Here is an 18,475-nt window from a genome sequence, read left to right as displayed (position 1 = left end):
GCTGTTGGACTGTTCGGTCAGGCAGCGCCGAGATCGAGGTCGATAGCGAGCTTGTCGATCCCGCTGGCAATCAATGGAAGCTGTTTTGGACCGGATGGATCGGCTGGCGTGACAAATTTGGCAACCACATGCGCCTTGCTCGGGATCGAGCCGACCAGCTGCCCCCAGTCCAGGCTCAGTGTGTCGATCATGACCAGCTTATTGGTGGTCTTGAACGGCGCCGTCACGCCCTTGATCTCCGCGCCTGCGAGCACGCCGAACAGCCCGAGCATCTGATCCGGCGAGGGCGCCCGCCCGGCAGTGGTGAGGCTTGCTGCCCAGCGCATCAAACTCGCCGTGCTGAAGGACTTCAGCGCAAAGCGCTCCATCTTGAACTGTCCCTGCGGAGACGGCGCGTCGACGCCTTCGACCGCGAACTCGCCGTCGCGAAATCGGATGGCACCAACCGTGGCCGTTCCTTGCGGCGTGCCGACCGACATCTTGCCGATTTCGGCCTTACCGATGCGAAGACCCTCATAAACTCCGGCGAGCTTCTCCAGCAGCTCGCGTGCCTGCGCCGGAGTCGGCGGGGCCGATTGATCCCGTGGCAGCGCGGCAAATATCTCAGCCAGCCGGAATTTCGACGGCTGGACGGCGATGTCTTCCATGGTGAACCCGTCGACATCCACTCGCATCCCCTGTGCCGATTTGAGCGCATAGGGGCCCGTCGAGACCTGCCGATAGACCCGGCGATAGCTGTCGTCGCTGGCCGTCTGCGGATCGAGCGCGGCGATGATCGCGGTCGCGTCGAAATCGTTGACGATGATGTTCGACGATTCACCCGTCAGCTTGTCCGTCTTGCCGGGTTGCTTCACGTCGACCGAGATCACGGCGCGGTCCGACTTCATCCCGTCGATCTTGCCGTGCTTTAGGTTCTGGATCGCCAGTCCGGAATAGGTGACCTCGCCGCTGCCGGCGGCGCGGGAATCGAAGCTGATCGTGAGGGTCGGAGCCGTGAGCGACGATGCAGCGACACTCGCATATTGGCCGAGCACGTAGCGGTACATATCGACCAGCGAGCTGTCCGCCGGCACCTGACCGGCCTGAACTGGACCGGCATAGTCGCGCATGACCAGGTGCGGGATCTTGTACGCGACCTTCAGCTTGGCAGCGCCGATCTGGTCCAGCGTAACCTCGAGCCCGGTGATGTCGACGGGGTCGGCCGAGATCCTTGTTTCGTCGATCTGGCGAACGCCCGTGCCCTTGATGGCGGCGATCCTGATCTGCGCCTGCGTGCCTTGCCCGGCGTAACCGCGATGTCCTCGATCGTGATGGTGCGCGTGGGCAGATCGAAGGCGATCTTGCCGTAGCTAGCCTTGCCGCCTTGCTTGCGGATTTGCTCGAACGCGGTCTCCACCTCGGCGGTGACGCGATGTTTTGCGTAGAAGCTGAAGCCCAACCATCCGCCCGCGGCCACCACGGCCACGACGATGAAGCCGATCAGGATTCGCTTCATTCCCAGCTCCAGTTGCTCGCGTTGCAGCACGCAACCTGCCATATTCGCAAAGCAACGCGCGGTCCAGGGAAAGCGAGCGCTATCAGATATTTGACCGCGCGCCCTGTTGATGGGGCAGCAATCGGATGTTGCCACCGGGCCGCCCGACGTGCTTCATCCCGTCTCCATGACCCGGAAATACCACCCGAAGGCGGGCCGGTCAGGACAACGTAGTTTGAGGCCGGTAACGCGAGGCAAGACACCGCATGTCGTCCTATTCTGATGATCTCCACCAGGCGGCGCTGGCCTATCATCGGCTGCCGCGCCCCGGAAAGCTCGAGATCCAGGCGAGCAAGCCGCTCGCCAACCAGCGCGACCTCGCGCTGGCCTATTCCCCCGGCGTCGCCGCCGCCTGCATGGAGATCGCCAAGAACCCCGCGGAAGCGGCGACGCTGACGATACGCTCCAATCTGGTTGCCGTGGTTTCGAACGGCACCGCCGTGCTCGGCCTCGGCAATATCGGCCCGCTGGCCTCGAAGCCGGTGATGGAGGGCAAGGCGGTCCTGTTCAAGAAATTCGCCGGCATTGACGTGTTCGACATCGAGATCGCGGCCGACACCATCGAACGCGTGGTCGAGACCGTGGCCGCGCTCGAGCCGACCTTCGGCGGCATCAATCTCGAGGACATCCGCGGACCGGAATGCTTCGAGATCGAGGCGCAGCTCAAGGAGCGCATGAAGATCCCGGTCTTTCACGACGACCAGCACGGCACCGCGATCATCGTCGCCGCCGCGATCACCAACGGTCTGCGCCTGAACGGCAAGAACCTGTCGGACGTCAAGATCGTCGCATCGGGGGCAGGGGCCGCAGCGCTTGCGACACTGAACCTGCTGGTGTCGATGGGGGCGCAGCGCAAGAACATCTGGGTCTGCGACATCGACGGCCTTGTTCACGAAGGCCGCAACACCACGATGGACCGCTGGAAGGCGGTCTATGCGCAGAAGACCGACAAGCGCACGCTCGCCGACGTCATCGGCGGCGCCGACATCTTTATCGGTCTCTCCGCACCGGGCGTGCTCAAGCCCGAGATGGCCAAGGCGATGGGCGACAAGCCGCTCATCATGGCGCTCGCGAATCCGACGCCGGAGATCATGCCGGAGGAGGCGCGCAAAGCCCGTCCCGACGCCATGATCTGCACTGGCCGCTCCGACTATCCGAACCAGGTCAACAACGTCCTGTGCTTTCCCTTCATCTTCCGTGGCGCGCTCGATGTCGGCGCCACCGCGATCAACGAGGAGATGAAGCACGCCGCCGTCGAGGCCATCGCGCAGCTCGCGCGCGAGGCGCCGTCCGATGCGGTCGCGCAAGGCTTCGATACCGGCGAGACGCAAGGGTTTGGCCCGGGCTCGCTGATCCCGAGTCCCTTTGATCCGAGATTGATCCTGCGCATCGCGCCGGCGGTGGCGAAGGCCGCGATGGAATCGGGCGTTGCGACCCGGCCCATCACCAATTTCGACGAGTACACCGCGTTGCTCGAGCGCTTCGCCTTCCGCTCCGGCCTCGTCATGAAGCCGATGTTCGCCAAGGCCAAGACCCAACCGGTGCGCGTGATCTACGCCGAAGGCGAGGATGAGCGCGTGCTGCGCGCCACCCAGGTGGTGCTGGAAGAGAAGCTGGCGATGCCGATCCTGGTCGGACGTCCGTCGGTGGTCGAGGCCCGCATCGAGCGCTTCGGCCTGTCTATCAAGGCCGGCAGGGACTTCGACCTGGTCAATCCCGAGGACGATCCGCGCTACCGCTCCTACGTGCAGTCCTATGGCGAGGTCGCCGGCCGCCGCGGCGTGACGCCGGATGCGGCGCGCACGGTGGTGCGCACCAATAACACCGTCATCGCGGCGCTCGCGGTGGTGCGCGGAGAGGCGGACGCCATGCTCTGCGGCGTCGAGGGCCGCTACATGAGCCATCTGCGCCATGTTCGCGAGATCGTCGGGTTCACCCCGGGAATCAGCGACTATGCGGCGCTGGCGCTGCTGATCACGAGCAAGGGCGCCTTCTTCATCGCCGACACCCAGGTGCGGCCCAATCCGAGCGCCGAAGAGCTCGCCGAGATCGCCTCGCTCGCGGCGGTCCACGTCCAACGCTTCAACATCAAGCCGAAGATCGCCTTCGTCTCGCATTCGGATTTCGGCAGCTACGACACGGAATCCTCGCGCAAGATGCGCCGGGCAACCCAGCTCCTGAAGGAGAAGCATCCGGAACTCGAGGCCGACGGCGAGATGCAAGGCGACACCGCGCTCTCGGCCGCCGCGCGCAAGATGGTGCTGCCGCACTCCAAGCTCGAGGGCGAAGCCAACATCATGATCATGCCAAGCCTCGACACCGCCAACGTCGCCTATCAGATGATCAAGTCGCTGGCGGACGCGCTCCCCGTCGGGCCGATCCTGATCGGCCCGGCGCGCCCGGCTCACATCCTCACCCCGTCGGTAACGGCGCGCGGCATCCTCAACATGACCGCAGTGGCTGTGGTGGAAGCGCAGGAGCGCGCGTCGCGGCAGCAGCCGACGTTGTTTACGTAGGCCGTGCGTGGCCTTCCCCTCTCCCCTTGTGAGAGAGGGTGGCTCGCCGCGGAGCGGCGAGACGGGTGAGGGGTTGCTTCCGCGCGCACATTTCTCACGGTTGAATTTGCAGAGCGAGACCCCTCATCCGGCACTGCACCTTCTCCCACAAGGTAAGAAGGTGCAGTGCCGGGCCACCAACTTTGAATTGCTCGCAGTTAGCCATTTCCCCGTTTGTAAACCGGCGAATGTATCTTCATAATCGCGAAGTGCTTTCGCGAGAATTCAAAAGCCTGAGCAAAGAGGCCGATCATGCCAGCGTTCGTGACTTTCGGGCGGATCCTGTTCGCCGTGCTGTTCATCTACACGGGTGCGGCAAGACTGTTTGCCATGCAGGCGACCGTTGATTTCATCGCCGCCAAGGTCGTGATGCCCGACATGATCGCGCCTTACGCCAAGCAGATCGAGACGGCGACGGCCATGACCACGCCGCAACTGCTGGCGATCGCAGTCGGCGTGCTCGAGATCATCGCAGGCGTGATGATCGCGCTGAATTTCGGCGCGCGCTTCTTCGCGATGCTGATGATTATCTATGTCGCGGTCGCGACCTTCCTGTTCTACGACTTCTGGAACCAGGTGCCGCCTGACAACGGCAAGATGCTGGTCGACGCGCTCAAGAACCTGTCGATCATCGGCGCCCTGTTCATGATCATGGGCTACGGGCGCGCCACGCGTCCGGCCGAAGCGGCCTACGGGGACGTATAAAGGTTAAGCCACTACGTCCTGCGCCATGGCGTCACCGTCACGTCATGCGCGGCGTCGAGCAGATACGGCGCGCCCGGCTTCATCCCGTGTGAGGCCAGCACCTCCTGAGGCGTGCGCCCCGGTACTTCGACAAAACAGCCCTCGCCGCGGGGCAGCCGAAGGTGCGGGGCTTCCGACAGCCAGAACGTATCGTAGCGATCCATGAACATGTCGAACACGACGGGGCCGCCGATGATTGCGACGGTGCCGGAAGCGACATCGGCGAACGCACAGGCGTCCTCAAAGCTGGTGTGAGCCGGATTCCACAAGGTCGCGTTCGGCATCTCGGGATCGACGGTCAGAGTCTGGATCTTGCGGGTCAGGATCAGGCGCTTGCGCTTGGGTGAATTCGGCTGCTGCTCATGCGAGTGACGGCCGTGCACGATCAGCGCGGCGCGATCGAGCGCCTGCTCGAAGAACAGCTTGTCGCCTTCGAACTTCAGGCTGTCGGGCATGACATGGTCGGCGTCCGCGAGCATGCCGTCCGCGGAGACGATGACGTAGCCTTCGATCCGAAAGGACAAGGGCGCGGCTATTCGGAAACCGTTGTCACGACGCTGTTGACCGGCCGGGTGCTCACCGTCGGCAGCTTGACGTCCTTGAGCAGTTCCTGGTCGTATTCCGGCAGCGTCGAGGCCGGGAACTTGGCGCGCATCGCCACCACCTTGTAACCGCCGGCCTTCAGGCGCTTGAGCAATTCGGGCAGGGCTTCCGCAGTGTGCTTCTGGAAGTCGTGCATCAGGATGATGCCCTTGCCCTTGCTGTCGAGCTTCTTCATGACGGTCTCGATCACCTTCTCGGGCTTCGAGGCCTTGAAGTCGAAGGAGTCGATGTCGCAGGAGAAGATCGCTGTGTTGCGGTTGCCGAGATAGGTGACCATCTCCGGCGGATGCTGGAGCGCCGGGAAGCGGAAGAAAGGCGAGGGCGAAATGCCGCCGAGCGCCCATTTCACCGCGGAAAGACCCTTCTCGATCTCTTCCTTGCGCTGCGCTTCCGTGAGCTTCTTGTTGTTGAGGTTGGCGTGCGACCAGGTGTGGGTGCCCACGGTATGGCCGGCCGCGTAGACCTGCTTCAGGATCTCCGGCTCGTAGGTCGCGTGCTTGCCGATCGAGAAGAAGATGCCGGTGGTGCACTCGTCGGCGAGCGCCTTCAGCACCGCGGGCGTGTTCTTGGGCCAGGGGCCGTCGTCGAAGGTCAGCACCACTTCGTGGTCGCGCAGGAAATCGAGTTCCTTAAAATGCTCGAAGCCGAAGCCAGGACCGCCCGTGGTGTCGATCTCGACGGTGCGGGCGACCCCAAGCGCGCCCGGCGTGTTGCAGGCTGCGCGGGCGGGCTGCGGCGCCTGCTTAGGCGGCGGAGGATTGACGAAGCCCGCCGGCGCGGCGGCTGCTGCAGGAGCGGGTGCTGCAGCGGGCGCAGCCGCAGCCGGTGTTGCCGCCGGTGCGGCCTGCGTCGCGGCGGCGGGCTTTGCAGCCGGGGTCTGCGACCATGCCGCGCCCGTCATCGCCAGAGACATCGCGCTTGCCAATATCAGTCCTGCCGCCACACGCATGGTTGTTGTCCTCGAGATTGATCCCGTTGTTCCGCCGCGGCTTTTCGCCTTCGGCAAAACCATCCTGCCCCTAACAATCCTAGCCTAGATGGTGGGCCCTCGCCATTGCAACGGCTGTTTGGCGCGCCAGCCCAATTGTGCCCAACCGGGTTGGGGACGCGTGGCGTCAAGTGTCGGCCAGCGCCTTGGCGATCGCCGTCTTGATCCGCGTGTCTGTCGGTTCGACCGCGGATGCAAAGACATCGGCGATATAGCCGTCCCGGCCGATCAGATATTTGTGGAAGTTCCAGCGCGGAACTTCTCGCGGGCGCGCCTCTGCCGCCCATTTGTAGAATGGATGCGCCTTTGCACCGACCACGATGGCCTTGGCCGCGATGGGGAAGGTAACGCCGTATTGGTGGTGGGCGGTTTCCGAGATCTCACTGGTGCCGCCGGGCTCCTGTCCGCCGAAATCGTTGGAGGGCACGCCAATGACGGTGAGGCCGCGTTCGCGAAACTCGCTCCAGATGTCTTGCAGGCCGGCATATTGCGGCGTGTAACCGCAGAGCGAAGCGGTGTTCACCACCAGCAGCGGCCTGCCAGTGAAGGCCGCAAGGCGGATGTCGTCGCCTGACAATGCCGGGAAAGAGAAGGCGTAGGCGGAAATTCGGCTCATGCCGCCATCCGCCAGTGCACGCGTCGCCGGCGCCAGCGTGCCTGCAAAGGCGGCGATGAGTATGGTCCTGCGGTTCATCATAACGGCGTCCCCCGAAATGATCCGGGGCGCATGTTACCCCGTCGGTGCGAGCGGCGTCGTCAACACGGCGTTATCTGCCGCGATGAGGCGCGTTAGTACAGGCGGACGATGAAATCGGTGCCTTCGCCAGTCTCGCCCTGGTTGATGCCCTGGTCGGAGACGATGATCGAGCCGCCCGATGTCAGCATTTCGTTGATCCTCGCGATCGTGTCGGCCGGGATCGAGACGCGGTCCAGGGCCTCGGCTGGACTGTCCGGCGGGACCACAGGCTTTACGGCGACGGGAATCACCGCCGCGCCACGTTGGCGGCCTGTCACGCGGCCGTCATCTTCGCGCGCGGCAGAACGGACCGACACTGGCAAGGACACCACCGACCAATGCAGCGCATTGGAATCGGCCTTGTCGATTTCGGCGGTAAAGACATGCGTGCCGAGCGGCCGATCACTCGCGGCGATTGTGACAGGCACCTCGAACAGCGGCGCAAAGTTCTGCCGCACGTAGAGCTTGGAATCCTTGCGGCTGATGAAGACCGCGATCTGGCCCGCTCGCTTGGGCGCTTCAGGTTTTGCCACGGGCGCCGGATCGGCAACGCGGGTTTCGTCCTTCTTGACGTCGGTCGTGGCCGCCTGCGCTGGCGCCGCGGCCGGTGCATCGGATGTCTTCGCGAGTTCGGACTTCGGCGTCTCCGCGGCGTCGACAGGCTTCGCTTCAGTGTTCGCGGGCTGCGCGGCGTCTCCGGCCTCTGGCTTGGCCGCGTCCGCCGCCTCAGCGGGCTTGGTCTCGGGCTTTGCCGTTGTCTCGGTGTTGTCGGCCGATGCCGGGGCCTCCTCGCGGGCTGGGGCATATCCGGTGGTCACGTCCGACATCACGGTGTGGCCGACCGACGAGCGCAGCTCGGGCACGCCGTCGGCGCTGGCGGTTTTCGTTTCAACCGGCTTTGCTTCGGTGGCCGCGGTATTGGCTGTGCCCTTGTCGGCCTTGTCGCCGGCATTGGTCTGCGGCTCGAGGCTGGCCGCGGGTTGCGGTGGCACGCGCAGCGAGGCAAGCAGCGGATGTGAGAACTTCTGCGGCGACATCTGACCGGGCGAAACGATCACGCGCGCGCCCATCCTGGTCCAGTTCCACATCTTCACCGCGAACGCCATCGGCATGCGGATGCAGCCGTGCGAGGCTGGATAGCCCGGCAGCACGCCGGCATGCATGGCAACGCCCGACCAGGTGATCCGCTGCATGTACGGCATCGGCGCGCCGCTATAGATGTTGGAGTGGTGGAATTTGTGCTTCTGGATGACGCTGAACACACCCATCGGCGTCGAATGGCCCTTCATGCCCGTCGAAACCGGGGATTCCGCGAACACGCCTTTGCTGTCGTAGACCGTGACCTTCTGCCGGTCGATCGAGACGACGATGACGAGAGGACCTTGCGGTTTGGTGCCGGCTTCTTTTTCGGCAACAAGGTCTTTTTTGCCGACCGCACCGCGCTTCTGCGGTTTCTGGCGCGGGACGTCGAGATGGCGCTCCTGGCGCCCGTAGGACCCGTCGGAATAGTCCGTCCAGTAATAAAACGCTGCGTCCGCCTGGCTTGCCGTGCCGATCGCACCCGCCGCCGCCAAAATGGCGACCTGCCAAAGCCGCGTCGGCTTGGCAGAAAAACCGGCCCCGTTCACGCTGTTCATCCTCGAATCCATAATCCAAATCAGATGTTAGTCTCTCAGAGGGGATACGCGTTCACCAGCATGGCGGTTCTGCCATCAGCTACATTTGTCCAAAGCGTAGCAAAAAAGCCTCACGGAGCGGTAAACGGCGGCCGTGTCGGCTTGCCGGTCGTCTTCCTGATCGGTCGCCTCATCCCTACATTGCTGGAAGTTGTTACCGGAGAGGTTCATGTCATCTCGTTTCCCCAGTCTTTCCAGCATCCGCTTGAAAGGCCTCGCTTTATTCCTCATGGCGTTGACCGTGCCGGCAGCGTCCGCCTTCGCCGCCGACGAGCCGGATCTAATCTTTCGCCGCTCGACCGTGTTCAAATGGATGAGCCCGAACGACAAGCTTGCGACCTACGGCCTCGACGATCCTGAAGTCGAGGGCGTGGCCTGTCATTTTACGGTGCCGGAGAAGGGCGGCTTCAAGGGCTGGCTGGGCCTTGCCGAGGAAGTCTCGGACATTTCGCTCGCCTGCCGTCAGGTCGGCCCGATCAAGTTCAAGAACAAGATGGAGCAGGGCGACGACATGTTCCGCCAGCGCCGCTCGCTGTTCTTCAAGAAGATGCAGATCGTGCGCGGCTGTGACGCGAAGCGCAACGTGCTGGTCTACATGGTCTATTCGGACAGGCTGATCGAGGGTTCGCCGAAGAACTCGACCTCGACCGTGCCGGTCATGCCGTGGGGACCGGCGGACGCCAACGTCCAGAAGTGCGGAGAGTTCTTCACTCAGTGACGCTCTTGCGTTCACTCAGTGACGCTCTCGCGTGCACTCAGTGAGGGGTTTGCGTTCACTCGATGATGTCAGCGCGGATGGCGCGCGGTTTTGCAAGATGCGAGCCGGTCAGCCGCACGAATGACTGCGACGTGGCCTCAAAGCCCCGGCTCGATTGTAGCGCCATTTCGCCAGGCGAATGGGCACTGCTGTGAACAGGTCGTTGCTCCCGGCGGTCCGTTCGTTGGTCCGCATCGCGCGTCGTTGCGCGATTCTGCGCGGTCATGATGGCTGTTCCTCACATGAACGCGCTCGGCGATGCTCGGGCGTCCTCGGTCTCGATAGCTTGGGTCGCAGTCGAAGCGCCCCCGGTTCGACAGGACCCAGCCTTCGTTCGGCTTCTCTTCAGCAGAAAAACGTAAAACGCATGTGAAGGGTGTGAGGCGGGATCATGACGGCGCCGGCGTTCCGAGCTCGCCGGAACCTGCCAGGCTACATTGGGTGACCGCACGACCCATCTGAAAAGATTGAGATTTTCCATGGAATATGTCGTCGCCTCGAGCGGGACGAAACAATTCTCACGGAGACGAAACCATTTTCCGGCTTTGGCGCATCACGCGCGAAACCGCCCATGGTTATCAACCTCACAACGACGACGGCGCACGCCGGCCACCGAATTCGGAGAGAACTTCATGCGCACGCTCAGCCTCATCCTTGCTTTCGGTTTCGTGCTCGCCGGCTCCTCGTTCGCAGGCTCGCCGGACGGCAATGTCCCGGGTATCGGTACTTTCCAGTACAGCGGCTCGCCGATCATGATCCCGGCACCGCAGCCGATCGTGGTTGCCGCGCGCTTCTGATCGCCAACAAGAAAAATCAGCCAATAAAGGCCATCATGCTTGCTCGTTCCTGCGCCGCGGCGTTCATATCCCTTCTGACGATCAGTGCCGTTCAGGCGCAAGTGCGCTCTCCCTCCAGATTACCCGATCCCCGTACCGAGTTCGTGAGGCAATGCGCGCCGCGCATGCTCGGGCGATGGGAGCATCCGGAAGAGGTCTGCGGCTGCCTGCACGATCATGCTGCCGCCGTCGTCGAGGATCGCGATCTTCGCGAGGCCCTGCTGCGCGGCATCAGCGAGACCGGGGTGCCGACGATCGAGACCGACTGGGTGCCGGCCGCAAAGCAGACCGAAATCGGCCCGACCTTCACCAAGATCGCCAAGCCGACCCTGCAATGCATGTTCGATCCGGCGAAGTAGCGGTCATCGCTTTGATTTCGGACCAAATCGCGACACGCAGATGCTCGTCCGTGCGACGCCCTTGTCGGTCATTTTGGCGCCGCGCACTTCCTTGACCTGTCCGGCGGGGCAGGTTCCGTCGTCCACTTGCACGCGCTGGCCGAGCTTGAGATCGACGATGTCCTGCTCGCGTCCGACCGAGCCTGCGCGCGCCGTCGCGGCGAGTGCGATGAAGATCAGGAGCGAAAGGCAAGTCGCGCGGCGTAGCAGCATGGGGTGAGCTCCGGCATCGGTGCCGCAATGTAGGGAGCGGCAGCCGATTCTCATAGTGAACGTTCGTCACGCCCGCCCGGCCGGCTTGCGCCTCGCGCGCAAGGCCACTCGCGATTCCCGCGCGAGCCGCTCGGCGGATGCGACGAGCTTCGGAACCGCGTGGCCGGAAAATCCCAGCACGAAACCGGGTAGAGGGCGTGAGCGTGAATAAGTGTCGGCCAACAGCCAGCCTTCGGCGCCGGCGGCCTGCTTGGCTTCTGCCGCCACCAGCAGATCGACCGAGGGATCGAACCGGGCGACAAGATGCAGGCCCTGTGATGGGACCGGCACCGACAGCAGGCCGTCGGATGCGGCTTCGAGCGTCCCGGCCAATGCGTCGCGCGCCTCGCGGTAAAGCTTGCGCACGCGCTTCAGGTTCGCCGCGAACGCGCCGGAATTGAGCATGTCGGCCACCGCGCCCTCCATCAGCGTGCCGGGAAAGCGGTCGAGGGCGGCCCGCGCCGCGGCGACATCCGCAATCAAGCGCTCGGGCAGGGCGCAATAGCCGATGCGCAGGCCCGGAAACAACGTCTTGGCGAACGTGCCCATGTAGATCACACGCTGGAGGTGATCGATGCCGGCCAGCGACATCAGAGGCGCGCCGTCATAGCGGAACTCGCTGTCGTAATCGTCTTCCAGCACGAAGGCGCCGGCCTGCCTGGCCCAGTCGAGCAGCTCGAGCCGCCGCGGCATCGACATCTGCACACCCAGCGGAAACTGGTGCGACGGGGTCACATAGGCTGCGCGCGCGGACGGCGCCGCTGCGCGGCCTTTGGCGACACGCATGCCATGCGCGTCGACGGGAACGGACACGGCACGATAGCCGCAATGCGCGATGGTTTTCCGCGCAGCGGGGTAGCCGGGGTCTTCGCACCAGACCTGGTCGTTGGGCTTCAGGATCGCGCTCAGCACGATGCGCAGCGCGTGCAGCGTGCCCGACGTCAGCATGATCTGATCGGGATCGCAGCGCAGGCCCCGCGCCGACAACAGATGATCGGCGATCGCCGCACGCAGCTCGCGGCTGCCACGCGGATCGCCATAGTGCAGATGCTCAGCGCCGAAGGCGCGCATGCGACGGCCGACAAAGGCGCGGAAACGCTGCACGGCGCGCGCGTCGATATGGGTGCAGCCGAGCGAAAACGCGCCTTGCCCGGGCGTTTCGACGCTGATCTTCGGCCGCTTCGGCTCAGCCGCGCGCGCGGGGATGCGCGCGGCGACGAAGGTGCCGGAGCCGACGGTGGCGTCGGCAAAGCCGTCGGCAATCAGCCGCTCATAGGCGGTGACGACGGCATTGCGCCGAAAGCCGGTCTGTTTGGCCAGCGTGCGCGACGGCGGCAGCGGCTCGCCGGGTTTCACCAGACCGCCGACGATCATCTCGCACAGTGCCTGATACAGCCGGTGCGCCGACGAGGCGCCAGCCGTGATGTGCGGGCCTGCGAGGTCGAGCGGCAGCTCGGCTTTGGCCGGCGAGGGGACAGAATTGGTCGGAATTTTTCGCATGGAATTGGCACTATCGCAGACCAAATCCACGGATACAACTGCTCTGGAATTGTTCAAATCCGACAGGAGCGGCCGTGAGCCAGACCGAGAACCAGAATTCCTATCCGACATCCGCGCGCAATCAGGTGAAGCGCCGTCACGACCGCGGCTTCTACGATCACGACACCGTTCATCGCATCCTGGATTCCTCGATGCTCTGCCACGTCTCCTACGCCATCGACGGCCAACCCTATTGCACGCCGACTTTCTTCTGGCGCGAAGGGACGAAACTGTACTGGCACGGCTCGAGCGCCAGCCGCATGCTGCGCAACCAGACCCGGGGCGAGCGCGTGTGCCTGACGGTCGCACATCTCGACAGCCTGGTGCTGGCGCGCTGCGGGTTCAATCACTCGGCCGATTACCGCGCCGTGATGGCATTCGGCACCGCCTATCTCGTCACCGATCCCGAGGAAAAAGAACGCGCGGTGATCGCGATGGTCGACCGCTTCTTCCCGGATCGCACCGCCAGCCTGCGGGCGAGCAACACGCAGGAGATCAAGGCGACCTCCTTTATCGCGATGGAGATCGAGGAAGCCTCCGCGAAAATCCGGGCCAAGGGTGTCGCCGACGACGACGAGGACTATGAATTGCCGATCTATGCCGAGCGCATCCCGGTGCGCACCGTGCTCGGTGCGCCGGAACCTTGCCCGCGGCTGCTCGACGGCGTGAGCCGGCCGGCGACACTGAATGGCTATTCGGAGGGCCGGCTGCTCGAAGACGCATTGCGGGATGCCTATTTTGCAGAGTACCCGAACGGCTGAAATCGGTTAGCTTGCGCTCCATCGATGATCTCAATGCCCCGATTGGAGTTGCCGGATGAATGCCGAAACGCAGCAGAGGATTCTTGACGCCGTCGATGCCGGCTTCGAAGCCCAGCTCGCGACCACACGCGATTTCGTCGCGATCCCCTCGACGCGCGGTGCGGAGGGGCCATGCCAGGACATGATCGGCGACCTCCTGCGCGCGCGCGGATACGAGGTCGACGACTGGCACATCAATGTCGACGACCTCAAGGATCTGCGCGGCTTCGGGCCCATCGAGCACGATTTTTCGAAGGCCCGCACTGTGGTCGGCACGTACCGGCCCAAAACCGAGGCGGGCAAATCGCTGATCCTCCAGGGCCATTGCGACGTGGTGCCCGCGGGGCCGCTGGAATTGTGGGACACCCCGCCGTTCTCGCCCGTCATCAAGGACGGCAAGATGTTCGGTCGCGGTGCCTGCGACATGAAGTCGGGCACCATCGCAGCGCTCTCCGCGCTCGATGCGATCAGGGCCGCGGGCCTGAGGCCGACGGCGCGGATTCACTTCCAGTCTGTGATCGAGGAGGAGAGCACCGGCGTCGGGGCGCTCTCGACGCTTCAACGAGGCTATCGTGCGGATGCCTGCTTCATTCCTGAGCCGACCGGCGGCAAGATGGTGCGCTCGCAGGTGGGCGTGATCTGGTTCCGCCTGCGCGTGAAGGGCCATCCGACCCATGTCGCCTTCGCCGGCTCCGGCGCGAATGCAATCATGGCGGCCTATCATTTGATCCAGGCGCTGCAAAAACTCGAGATCGAGTGGAACGAGCGCGCGAAAGCCGATCGTCACTTCAAGACGCTGAACCATCCCATCAACTTCAACCCCGGCATCATCAAGGGCGGCGACTGGGCTTCCAGCGTGCCGGCCTGGTGCGATGTCGATTGCCGGATTGCCGTGTTGCCGGGCTGGTCGATCGCCGATCACCAGAAGGAGATTCTTGCGTGTGTCGCCGCCGCCGCACGCAACCACCGCTTCCTCGCCAACAATCCGCCGGAGATCGAATGGTCGGGCTTTTTGTCGGAAGGCTATGAGCTGACCGATGCGGCCGCGCCTGAGGCGGCGTTCGGCAAGGCCTTCAGCACCGTCTATGGCGGCCAAATCGAAGACCTCGTCTTCACCGCGCTAACCGACACCCGCTTCTACGGCCTCAATCACGGCATCCCGAGCCTGTGCTTCGGCGCGAGTGGCGGCGAGATGCACGGCTTCAATGAATATGTCGATCTGGACTCGCTGAAAAAGACGACCAAGGCATTGGCGCTGTTCATCGCGGATTGGTGCGGGGTGGAGCAGGGGTAGGGGCCTTCCCCCGTCATTGCGAGGAGCCCTTGCGACGAAGCAATCCAGACTGCCACCGCGGAGGCAGACTGGATTGCTTCGCTGCGCTCGCAATGACGGGGGCTGCCCAATCCACCCGCGTCCCAAAATCCTTTAAGCTTAAAATAAAGACTAGGATGGCGGCCGCGCCGGTGGCAGACTAAGGCCCGGTCCGCAGGACAGTCCGAGGAAGGCACGATGCGCGATTGGGATGACGCCTACGCCAATTCGGCCCATATCCCGGGCTCGGACAAGATACCGGCGCTGTGGGCGGAGCGCGCGGCGGCTTATCGCGCCGGGCTGAAGGAGTTTCGCGCCGACATCGCCTATGGCCCCGGTGAGCGCCAGCGCCTCGATCTGATCTTGCCCGACGGCGACAGCAAGGGCCTCGTCGTGTTCGTCCACGGCGGCTACTGGATGCGCTTCGACAAGTCGACATGGACTGATCTCGCCGAAGGCGCGCGCCATCACGGCTGGACGGTGGCACTGCCAAGCTACACGCTGACGCCGGCCGCGCGCATCTCCGACATTACGGCGGAAATCACCACAGCGATTGCCAAGGCGGCCTCGCTGGTCGCGGGCCCGATCCGGCTCGCCGGCCATTCCGCCGGCGGGCATCTCGTTACGCGTATGCTGTGCGACGACAGCCGGCTGGAGCCCGCCGTCTACAACCGCGTCGCCGGCACGCTGTCCATCAGCGGCCTGCATGATCTGCGTCCGCTGCTCAAGACCAGGATGAACGACACCCTGCGCATGACGATGGAGGAGGCGACGCTGGAAAGCGCGGCGCTGCATCTGCCGCGCGGGCCTTCGTCGGTGACCGCCTGGGTCGGTGGCAACGAGCGGCCCGAATTCATCCGCCAGTCCGATCTGATGGCCAATGTCTGGACTGGTTTCGATGTGCCGACGCGTCTTGTCGTCGATCCCGGGCTGAACCATTTCACCGTGATCGACGCCCTCAAGGACCCGTCGTCGACCATCACCGCGCGCCTGATCGGCCTCGACTGACGAGGCCTTGAAGATCGATCGAAAGGGCCTGCCATGACGTCCAGCCAATACGATCCCGCAAGCGAAGGCGCTGAGACCGATTTCGCCCGGCGCATGTCCTATGGACACTATCTGGCGCTGGACGCGATCCTCGGCGCGCAGCATCCCCTGTCGGAAGCCCATGACGAGATGCTGTTCATCATCCAGCATCAGACCACCGAGCTGTGGATGCGGCTCGCCATCCACGAGCTCAGCGCCGCACGCCGTTCGATCGCGAAGGATGAGGTGCAGCCTGCAATGAAGATGCTGGCACGGATGTCGCGCATCTTCGAGCAGCTCAACGGCGCCTGGGACGTGCTGCGCACCATGACGCCCAGCGAGTATACGCGCTTCCGCTCGCAGCTTGGCCAGTCTTCAGGCTTCCAGTCGCGGCAATACCGGCAGATCGAATTCCTGCTCGGCAACCGCAACCACGCCATGCTCAAGCCGCACGCGCACGATCTGGAAACAACGCAGCTGCTCGAAGCCGAGCTCGCAACGCCAAGCCTCTATGACGAGGTGCTGCGGCTCGCCGACCGCAACGGGCTCAAGATGCCTGCGGCCGTGCTGGCGCGCGATGTTCGCGAGACTCATAGCTTCAATGAAGGTGTGCTGCAGGCTTGGCGTATCGTCTACGAGGCGCCGGAAACGCACTGGATGCTCTACGAGCTCGCCGAGAAGCTGGTCGATTTCGAGGACTATTTCCGGCGCTGGCGCTTCAACCATGTGACGACGGTCGAGCGCGTCATCGGCTTCAAGCGCGGCACCGGTGGCACTGGCGGCGTCAGCTACCTCAAGCGCATGCTGGAGGTCGAGCTGTTTCCGGAACTCTGGCGCGTGCGCACGATCCTGTAGAGAATTCCATGACCAAGCTTCGCGTCTACGACGACACCAAAGCGCTGTTCCATATGCCGGACGGTGTGATCTATCTCGACGGCAATTCGCTCGGCGCGTTGCCGCTTGGCGTTGCCGAGCGCGTCAGCCGCGTCATCACCGCCGAGTGGGGCGATGACTTGATCCGCGCCTGGAATACGGCTGGCTGGTATGCCCAGCCGCGCCATGTCGGCGATCGCATCGCGCGCCTGATCGGTGCGGAAGCCGGCTCCGTCATGGTCGGAGATACGCTGTCGCTCAAGGTCTATCAGGCGCTCGCCGCCGCGCTTGACATGAACGCGTCGCGCAAGGTCGTTCTATCGGACACCGGCAACTTTCCGACCGACCTCTACATGGCCGAAGGCCTGATCGCGACCCTTGGCCGCGGCCATCAATTGCGCCTGGTGGCGCCGGAGGAGATCGAGGCTTCGTTGTCGGAGGAGATCGCGGTGCTCTACATCACCGAGGTCGATTACCGCACCGGACGGCGCCAAGACATGGCGAAGCTGACTGCAAGAGCGCATGCGCTCGGCATCGTCACGGTCTGGGACCTCGCGCATTCGGCCGGCGCGCTGCCAGTTGACCTTGCAGGCACCGGCGCGGATTTCGCCGCTGGATGCACCTACAAATACATCAACGCCGGCCCCGGCGCGCCGGCCTTCCTCTACGTTGCGCCGCGCCACGCCGACAGCGTGCGCGCCGCTTTGTCGGGTTGGATGGGGCATGCAAGGCCGTTCGCGTTCGAGCTTGCCTATGCGGCGGCAGGTGGCGTTGAGCGCATGCGCGTGGGAACGCCGCCGGTGCTGGCAATGGCGGCATTGGAAGCTTCGCTCGACGTCTGGGACCGCGTCGATATCGCCGAGGTCCGGGCCCGCTCGCTGGCCCTCGGCGATCTCCTGATTGCCGAGGTCGAACGCCGCTGTCCGTCCTTGAAGCTTGTTACGCCGCGCACGCATCAGCGCCGCGGCTCTCAGGTCTCCTTCGCCTTCGACGGCGGCTATGCCGCGATGCAAGCCCTCATGGCCCGTGGCGTGATCGGCGATTTCCGCGCGCCTGACATCATGAGGTTTGGCATCACGCCGCTGTATATCGGCGAGGGCGAGATCGTGCGGGCAGCCGAGTTTATCGAGGAGGTGATCGCGGGCGAAATTTGGCGGCGGCCGGAGTATCAGGTGGTGAATGCGGTGACGTGAGGTACGAACGCTGTCTCCCCGTCATTGCGAGCGCAGCGAAGCAATCCAGAAATGTATCCGCAGAAAAATTCTGGATTGCTTCGCTGCGCTCGCAATGACGACCTCGGACGTCATTGCTTTGCCGCGAAGAGCAATTCACCCTGTGAGCAGAATGATTTGGGAGGAGATCCGATGACGCCGCTCGAGAAAATTAAAGCAATGAAGATGCCGTTTGCCGAACTCAAGGGCGTCGAGTTCGTCGAGGCCGGGAAAGATCGCGTGGTGGCGCGGATGACGGTCAGGCCTGATCTCTGCACGCTTCATCACACCATCCACGGTGGCGCCGTGATGGCGCTGGCAGATTCCGTCGGCGCAGCGGCCACCGTGATCAATCTGCCGGAGGACGCCAAGGGCACAACCACGCTCGAGAGCAAGACCAATTTCATCGGCGGGGCCAAGGAGGGAACAATGGTGATCGCGACCGCCACCCCAGTCCACAGAGGCCGGCGGACCCAGGTCTGGACCACCCGGCTGGAGACCGAGGACGGCAAGCTGGTTGCCGTGGTGACGCAGACCCAGCTGGTCCTCGTGTGAATACGGGGGCTTGATTCCATTAACGAATTAGTGGCCCCCGTGCCCGAAACTTGGGCAGGTTCCGGTCTTGAAAAGTTTGT

20 protein-coding genes are annotated in these 18,475 nt (G+C 64.0%); 11 read left to right on the top strand and 9 right to left on the bottom strand.

Translation table 11 applies throughout. The features are described 5' to 3' along the window. Window positions 1–17: 17 nt before the first annotated feature. Both RX329_RS25470 and RX329_RS25465 read right to left on the bottom strand, forming a co-directional pair. Complete coding sequence (locus tag RX329_RS25470) at window positions 18–1,109, bottom strand: hypothetical protein (RefSeq protein ID WP_317244440.1); 1,092 nt, start codon at window positions 1,107–1,109, stop codon at window positions 18–20. Window positions 1,110–1,138: 29 nt separating this feature from the next. Next, complete coding sequence (locus RX329_RS25465; RefSeq protein WP_085364700.1) at window positions 1,139–1,495, bottom strand: hypothetical protein; 357 nt, start codon at window positions 1,493–1,495, stop codon at window positions 1,139–1,141. A gap of 245 nt (window positions 1,496–1,740) precedes the next feature. On the opposite strand from RX329_RS25465, the gene RX329_RS25460 reads away from it, so the two are divergent. Next, entirely contained in the window at window positions 1,741–4,050 is a 2,310-nt protein-coding gene (locus tag RX329_RS25460) for an NADP-dependent malic enzyme (RefSeq protein ID WP_018456292.1), read from the top strand. 291 nt (window positions 4,051–4,341) lie between these two features. Beyond that, window positions 4,342–4,794: a DoxX family protein gene (locus RX329_RS25455; RefSeq protein ID WP_018456294.1), complete on the top strand. Its 453-nt coding sequence runs from the start codon at window positions 4,342–4,344 to the stop codon at window positions 4,792–4,794. 11 nt (window positions 4,795–4,805) lie between these two features. On the opposite strand, the gene RX329_RS25450 is transcribed toward RX329_RS25455, so the two are convergent. The 4 genes from RX329_RS25450 to RX329_RS25435 all read right to left on the bottom strand — a co-directional run bounded on the left by RX329_RS25450 (window position 4,806) and on the right by RX329_RS25435 (window position 8,797). Further along, window positions 4,806–5,357 carry a dihydrofolate reductase gene (locus RX329_RS25450; protein WP_018456295.1) on the bottom strand — a complete coding sequence of 184 codons (552 nt, stop codon included), beginning with the start codon at window positions 5,355–5,357 and terminating at the stop codon, window positions 4,806–4,808. A gap of 8 nt (window positions 5,358–5,365) precedes the next feature. Further along, a complete protein-coding gene (locus tag RX329_RS25445; RefSeq protein ID WP_085352958.1) occupies window positions 5,366–6,385 on the bottom strand; it encodes a polysaccharide deacetylase family protein in 1,020 nt (339 codons plus the stop codon). A 166-nt stretch (window positions 6,386–6,551) separates the two neighbouring features. Continuing rightward, window positions 6,552–7,121 (bottom strand): glutathione peroxidase, encoded by a 570-nt coding sequence (locus RX329_RS25440; protein WP_085352959.1) that lies wholly within the window; start codon window positions 7,119–7,121, stop codon window positions 6,552–6,554. 92 nt (window positions 7,122–7,213) lie between these two features. Next, entirely contained in the window at window positions 7,214–8,797 is a 1,584-nt protein-coding gene (locus RX329_RS25435) for a L,D-transpeptidase family protein (protein WP_085384887.1), read from the bottom strand. A 208-nt stretch (window positions 8,798–9,005) separates the two neighbouring features. Between RX329_RS25435 and RX329_RS25430 the strand changes: the two genes are divergently transcribed. Next, window positions 9,006–9,554 carry a CreA family protein gene (locus tag RX329_RS25430; protein ID WP_085352963.1) on the top strand — a complete coding sequence of 183 codons (549 nt, stop codon included), beginning with the start codon at window positions 9,006–9,008 and terminating at the stop codon, window positions 9,552–9,554. 55 nt (window positions 9,555–9,609) lie between these two features. Here RX329_RS25430 and RX329_RS25425 read toward each other — a convergent pair whose 3' ends face one another. Next, window positions 9,610–9,819 carry a hypothetical protein gene (locus tag RX329_RS25425; RefSeq protein WP_085352964.1) on the bottom strand — a complete coding sequence of 70 codons (210 nt, stop codon included), beginning with the start codon at window positions 9,817–9,819 and terminating at the stop codon, window positions 9,610–9,612. A 406-nt stretch (window positions 9,820–10,225) separates the two neighbouring features. On the opposite strand from RX329_RS25425, the gene RX329_RS25420 reads away from it, so the two are divergent. Together RX329_RS25420 and RX329_RS25415 are read left to right on the top strand one after the other, a co-directional pair. After that, window positions 10,226–10,390, top strand: coding sequence for a hypothetical protein (locus tag RX329_RS25420; RefSeq protein ID WP_018456302.1), 165 nt, complete (start codon window positions 10,226–10,228; stop codon window positions 10,388–10,390). A gap of 35 nt (window positions 10,391–10,425) precedes the next feature. Further along, on the top strand, window positions 10,426–10,788 hold the full coding sequence (locus RX329_RS25415) for a hypothetical protein (RefSeq protein ID WP_085352965.1): 363 nt from the start codon (window positions 10,426–10,428) through the stop codon (window positions 10,786–10,788). 3 nt (window positions 10,789–10,791) lie between these two features. On the opposite strand, the gene RX329_RS25410 is transcribed toward RX329_RS25415, so the two are convergent. Together RX329_RS25410 and RX329_RS25405 are read right to left on the bottom strand one after the other, a co-directional pair. Next, window positions 10,792–11,040, bottom strand: coding sequence for a DUF6719 family protein (locus tag RX329_RS25410; protein WP_085352966.1), 249 nt, complete (start codon window positions 11,038–11,040; stop codon window positions 10,792–10,794). A 66-nt stretch (window positions 11,041–11,106) separates the two neighbouring features. Beyond that, window positions 11,107–12,579 (bottom strand): PLP-dependent aminotransferase family protein, encoded by a 1,473-nt coding sequence (locus RX329_RS25405; protein WP_085352967.1) that lies wholly within the window; start codon window positions 12,577–12,579, stop codon window positions 11,107–11,109. 74 nt (window positions 12,580–12,653) lie between these two features. On the opposite strand from RX329_RS25405, the gene RX329_RS25400 reads away from it, so the two are divergent. The 6 genes from RX329_RS25400 (at window position 12,654) to RX329_RS25375 (ending at window position 18,395) form a co-directional block, all read left to right on the top strand. Further along, window positions 12,654–13,379, top strand: a complete 726-nt coding sequence (locus tag RX329_RS25400; protein ID WP_085352969.1) for a pyridoxamine 5'-phosphate oxidase family protein — start codon at window positions 12,654–12,656, stop codon at window positions 13,377–13,379. Window positions 13,380–13,434: 55 nt separating this feature from the next. Next, window positions 13,435–14,712, top strand: a complete 1,278-nt coding sequence (locus RX329_RS25395; RefSeq protein ID WP_085352971.1) for an ArgE/DapE family deacylase — start codon at window positions 13,435–13,437, stop codon at window positions 14,710–14,712. A 216-nt stretch (window positions 14,713–14,928) separates the two neighbouring features. Next, window positions 14,929–15,738 (top strand): alpha/beta hydrolase, encoded by an 810-nt coding sequence (locus RX329_RS25390; protein ID WP_085352972.1) that lies wholly within the window; start codon window positions 14,929–14,931, stop codon window positions 15,736–15,738. A gap of 33 nt (window positions 15,739–15,771) precedes the next feature. After that, window positions 15,772–16,611 carry a tryptophan 2,3-dioxygenase gene (gene kynA, locus RX329_RS25385; RefSeq protein WP_018456311.1) on the top strand — a complete coding sequence of 280 codons (840 nt, stop codon included), beginning with the start codon at window positions 15,772–15,774 and terminating at the stop codon, window positions 16,609–16,611. An 8-nt stretch (window positions 16,612–16,619) separates the two neighbouring features. Beyond that, window positions 16,620–17,822 (top strand): kynureninase, encoded by a 1,203-nt coding sequence (gene kynU / locus RX329_RS25380; RefSeq protein WP_085352973.1) that lies wholly within the window; start codon window positions 16,620–16,622, stop codon window positions 17,820–17,822. 171 nt (window positions 17,823–17,993) lie between these two features. Next, window positions 17,994–18,395: a PaaI family thioesterase gene (locus RX329_RS25375; RefSeq protein ID WP_317244439.1), complete on the top strand. Its 402-nt coding sequence runs from the start codon at window positions 17,994–17,996 to the stop codon at window positions 18,393–18,395. Window positions 18,396–18,475: the final 80 nt, after the last annotated feature.

The organism is Bradyrhizobium sp. BWC-3-1, assembly GCF_032917965.1.
Lineage (GTDB): Bacteria > Pseudomonadota > Alphaproteobacteria > Rhizobiales > Xanthobacteraceae > Bradyrhizobium > Bradyrhizobium canariense_D.
Note: the sequence above shows the minus strand (reverse complement) of the source record. Positions and strands in the feature narration are given on the sequence as shown.

Coding starts and splice junctions, on each gene's coding strand:
- RX329_RS25470 (WP_317244440.1), bottom strand. CDS start 1,109: ATGCGCGACTATGCCGGTCCAGTTCAGGCCGGTCAGGTGCCGGCGGAC.
- RX329_RS25465 (WP_085364700.1), bottom strand. CDS start 1,495: ATGAAGCGAATCCTGATCGGCTTCATCGTCGTGGCCGTGGTGGCCGCG.
- RX329_RS25460 (WP_018456292.1), top strand. CDS start 1,741: ATGTCGTCCTATTCTGATGATCTCCACCAGGCGGCGCTGGCCTATCAT.
- RX329_RS25455 (WP_018456294.1), top strand. CDS start 4,342: ATGCCAGCGTTCGTGACTTTCGGGCGGATCCTGTTCGCCGTGCTGTTC.
- RX329_RS25445 (WP_085352958.1), bottom strand. CDS start 6,385: ATGCGTGTGGCGGCAGGACTGATATTGGCAAGCGCGATGTCTCTGGCG.
- RX329_RS25440 (WP_085352959.1), bottom strand. CDS start 7,121: ATGATGAACCGCAGGACCATACTCATCGCCGCCTTTGCAGGCACGCTG.
- RX329_RS25435 (WP_085384887.1), bottom strand. CDS start 8,797: ATGAACAGCGTGAACGGGGCCGGTTTTTCTGCCAAGCCGACGCGGCTT.
- RX329_RS25430 (WP_085352963.1), top strand. CDS start 9,006: ATGTCATCTCGTTTCCCCAGTCTTTCCAGCATCCGCTTGAAAGGCCTC.
- RX329_RS25425 (WP_085352964.1), bottom strand. CDS start 9,819: ATGACCGCGCAGAATCGCGCAACGACGCGCGATGCGGACCAACGAACG.
- RX329_RS25420 (WP_018456302.1), top strand. CDS start 10,226: ATGCGCACGCTCAGCCTCATCCTTGCTTTCGGTTTCGTGCTCGCCGGC.
- RX329_RS25415 (WP_085352965.1), top strand. CDS start 10,426: ATGCTTGCTCGTTCCTGCGCCGCGGCGTTCATATCCCTTCTGACGATC.
- RX329_RS25410 (WP_085352966.1), bottom strand. CDS start 11,040: ATGCTGCTACGCCGCGCGACTTGCCTTTCGCTCCTGATCTTCATCGCA.
- RX329_RS25405 (WP_085352967.1), bottom strand. CDS start 12,579: ATGCGAAAAATTCCGACCAATTCTGTCCCCTCGCCGGCCAAAGCCGAG.
- RX329_RS25395 (WP_085352971.1), top strand. CDS start 13,435: ATGAATGCCGAAACGCAGCAGAGGATTCTTGACGCCGTCGATGCCGGC.
- RX329_RS25390 (WP_085352972.1), top strand. CDS start 14,929: ATGCGCGATTGGGATGACGCCTACGCCAATTCGGCCCATATCCCGGGC.
- kynA (WP_018456311.1), top strand. CDS start 15,772: ATGACGTCCAGCCAATACGATCCCGCAAGCGAAGGCGCTGAGACCGAT.
- kynU (WP_085352973.1), top strand. CDS start 16,620: ATGACCAAGCTTCGCGTCTACGACGACACCAAAGCGCTGTTCCATATG.
- RX329_RS25375 (WP_317244439.1), top strand. CDS start 17,994: ATGACGCCGCTCGAGAAAATTAAAGCAATGAAGATGCCGTTTGCCGAA.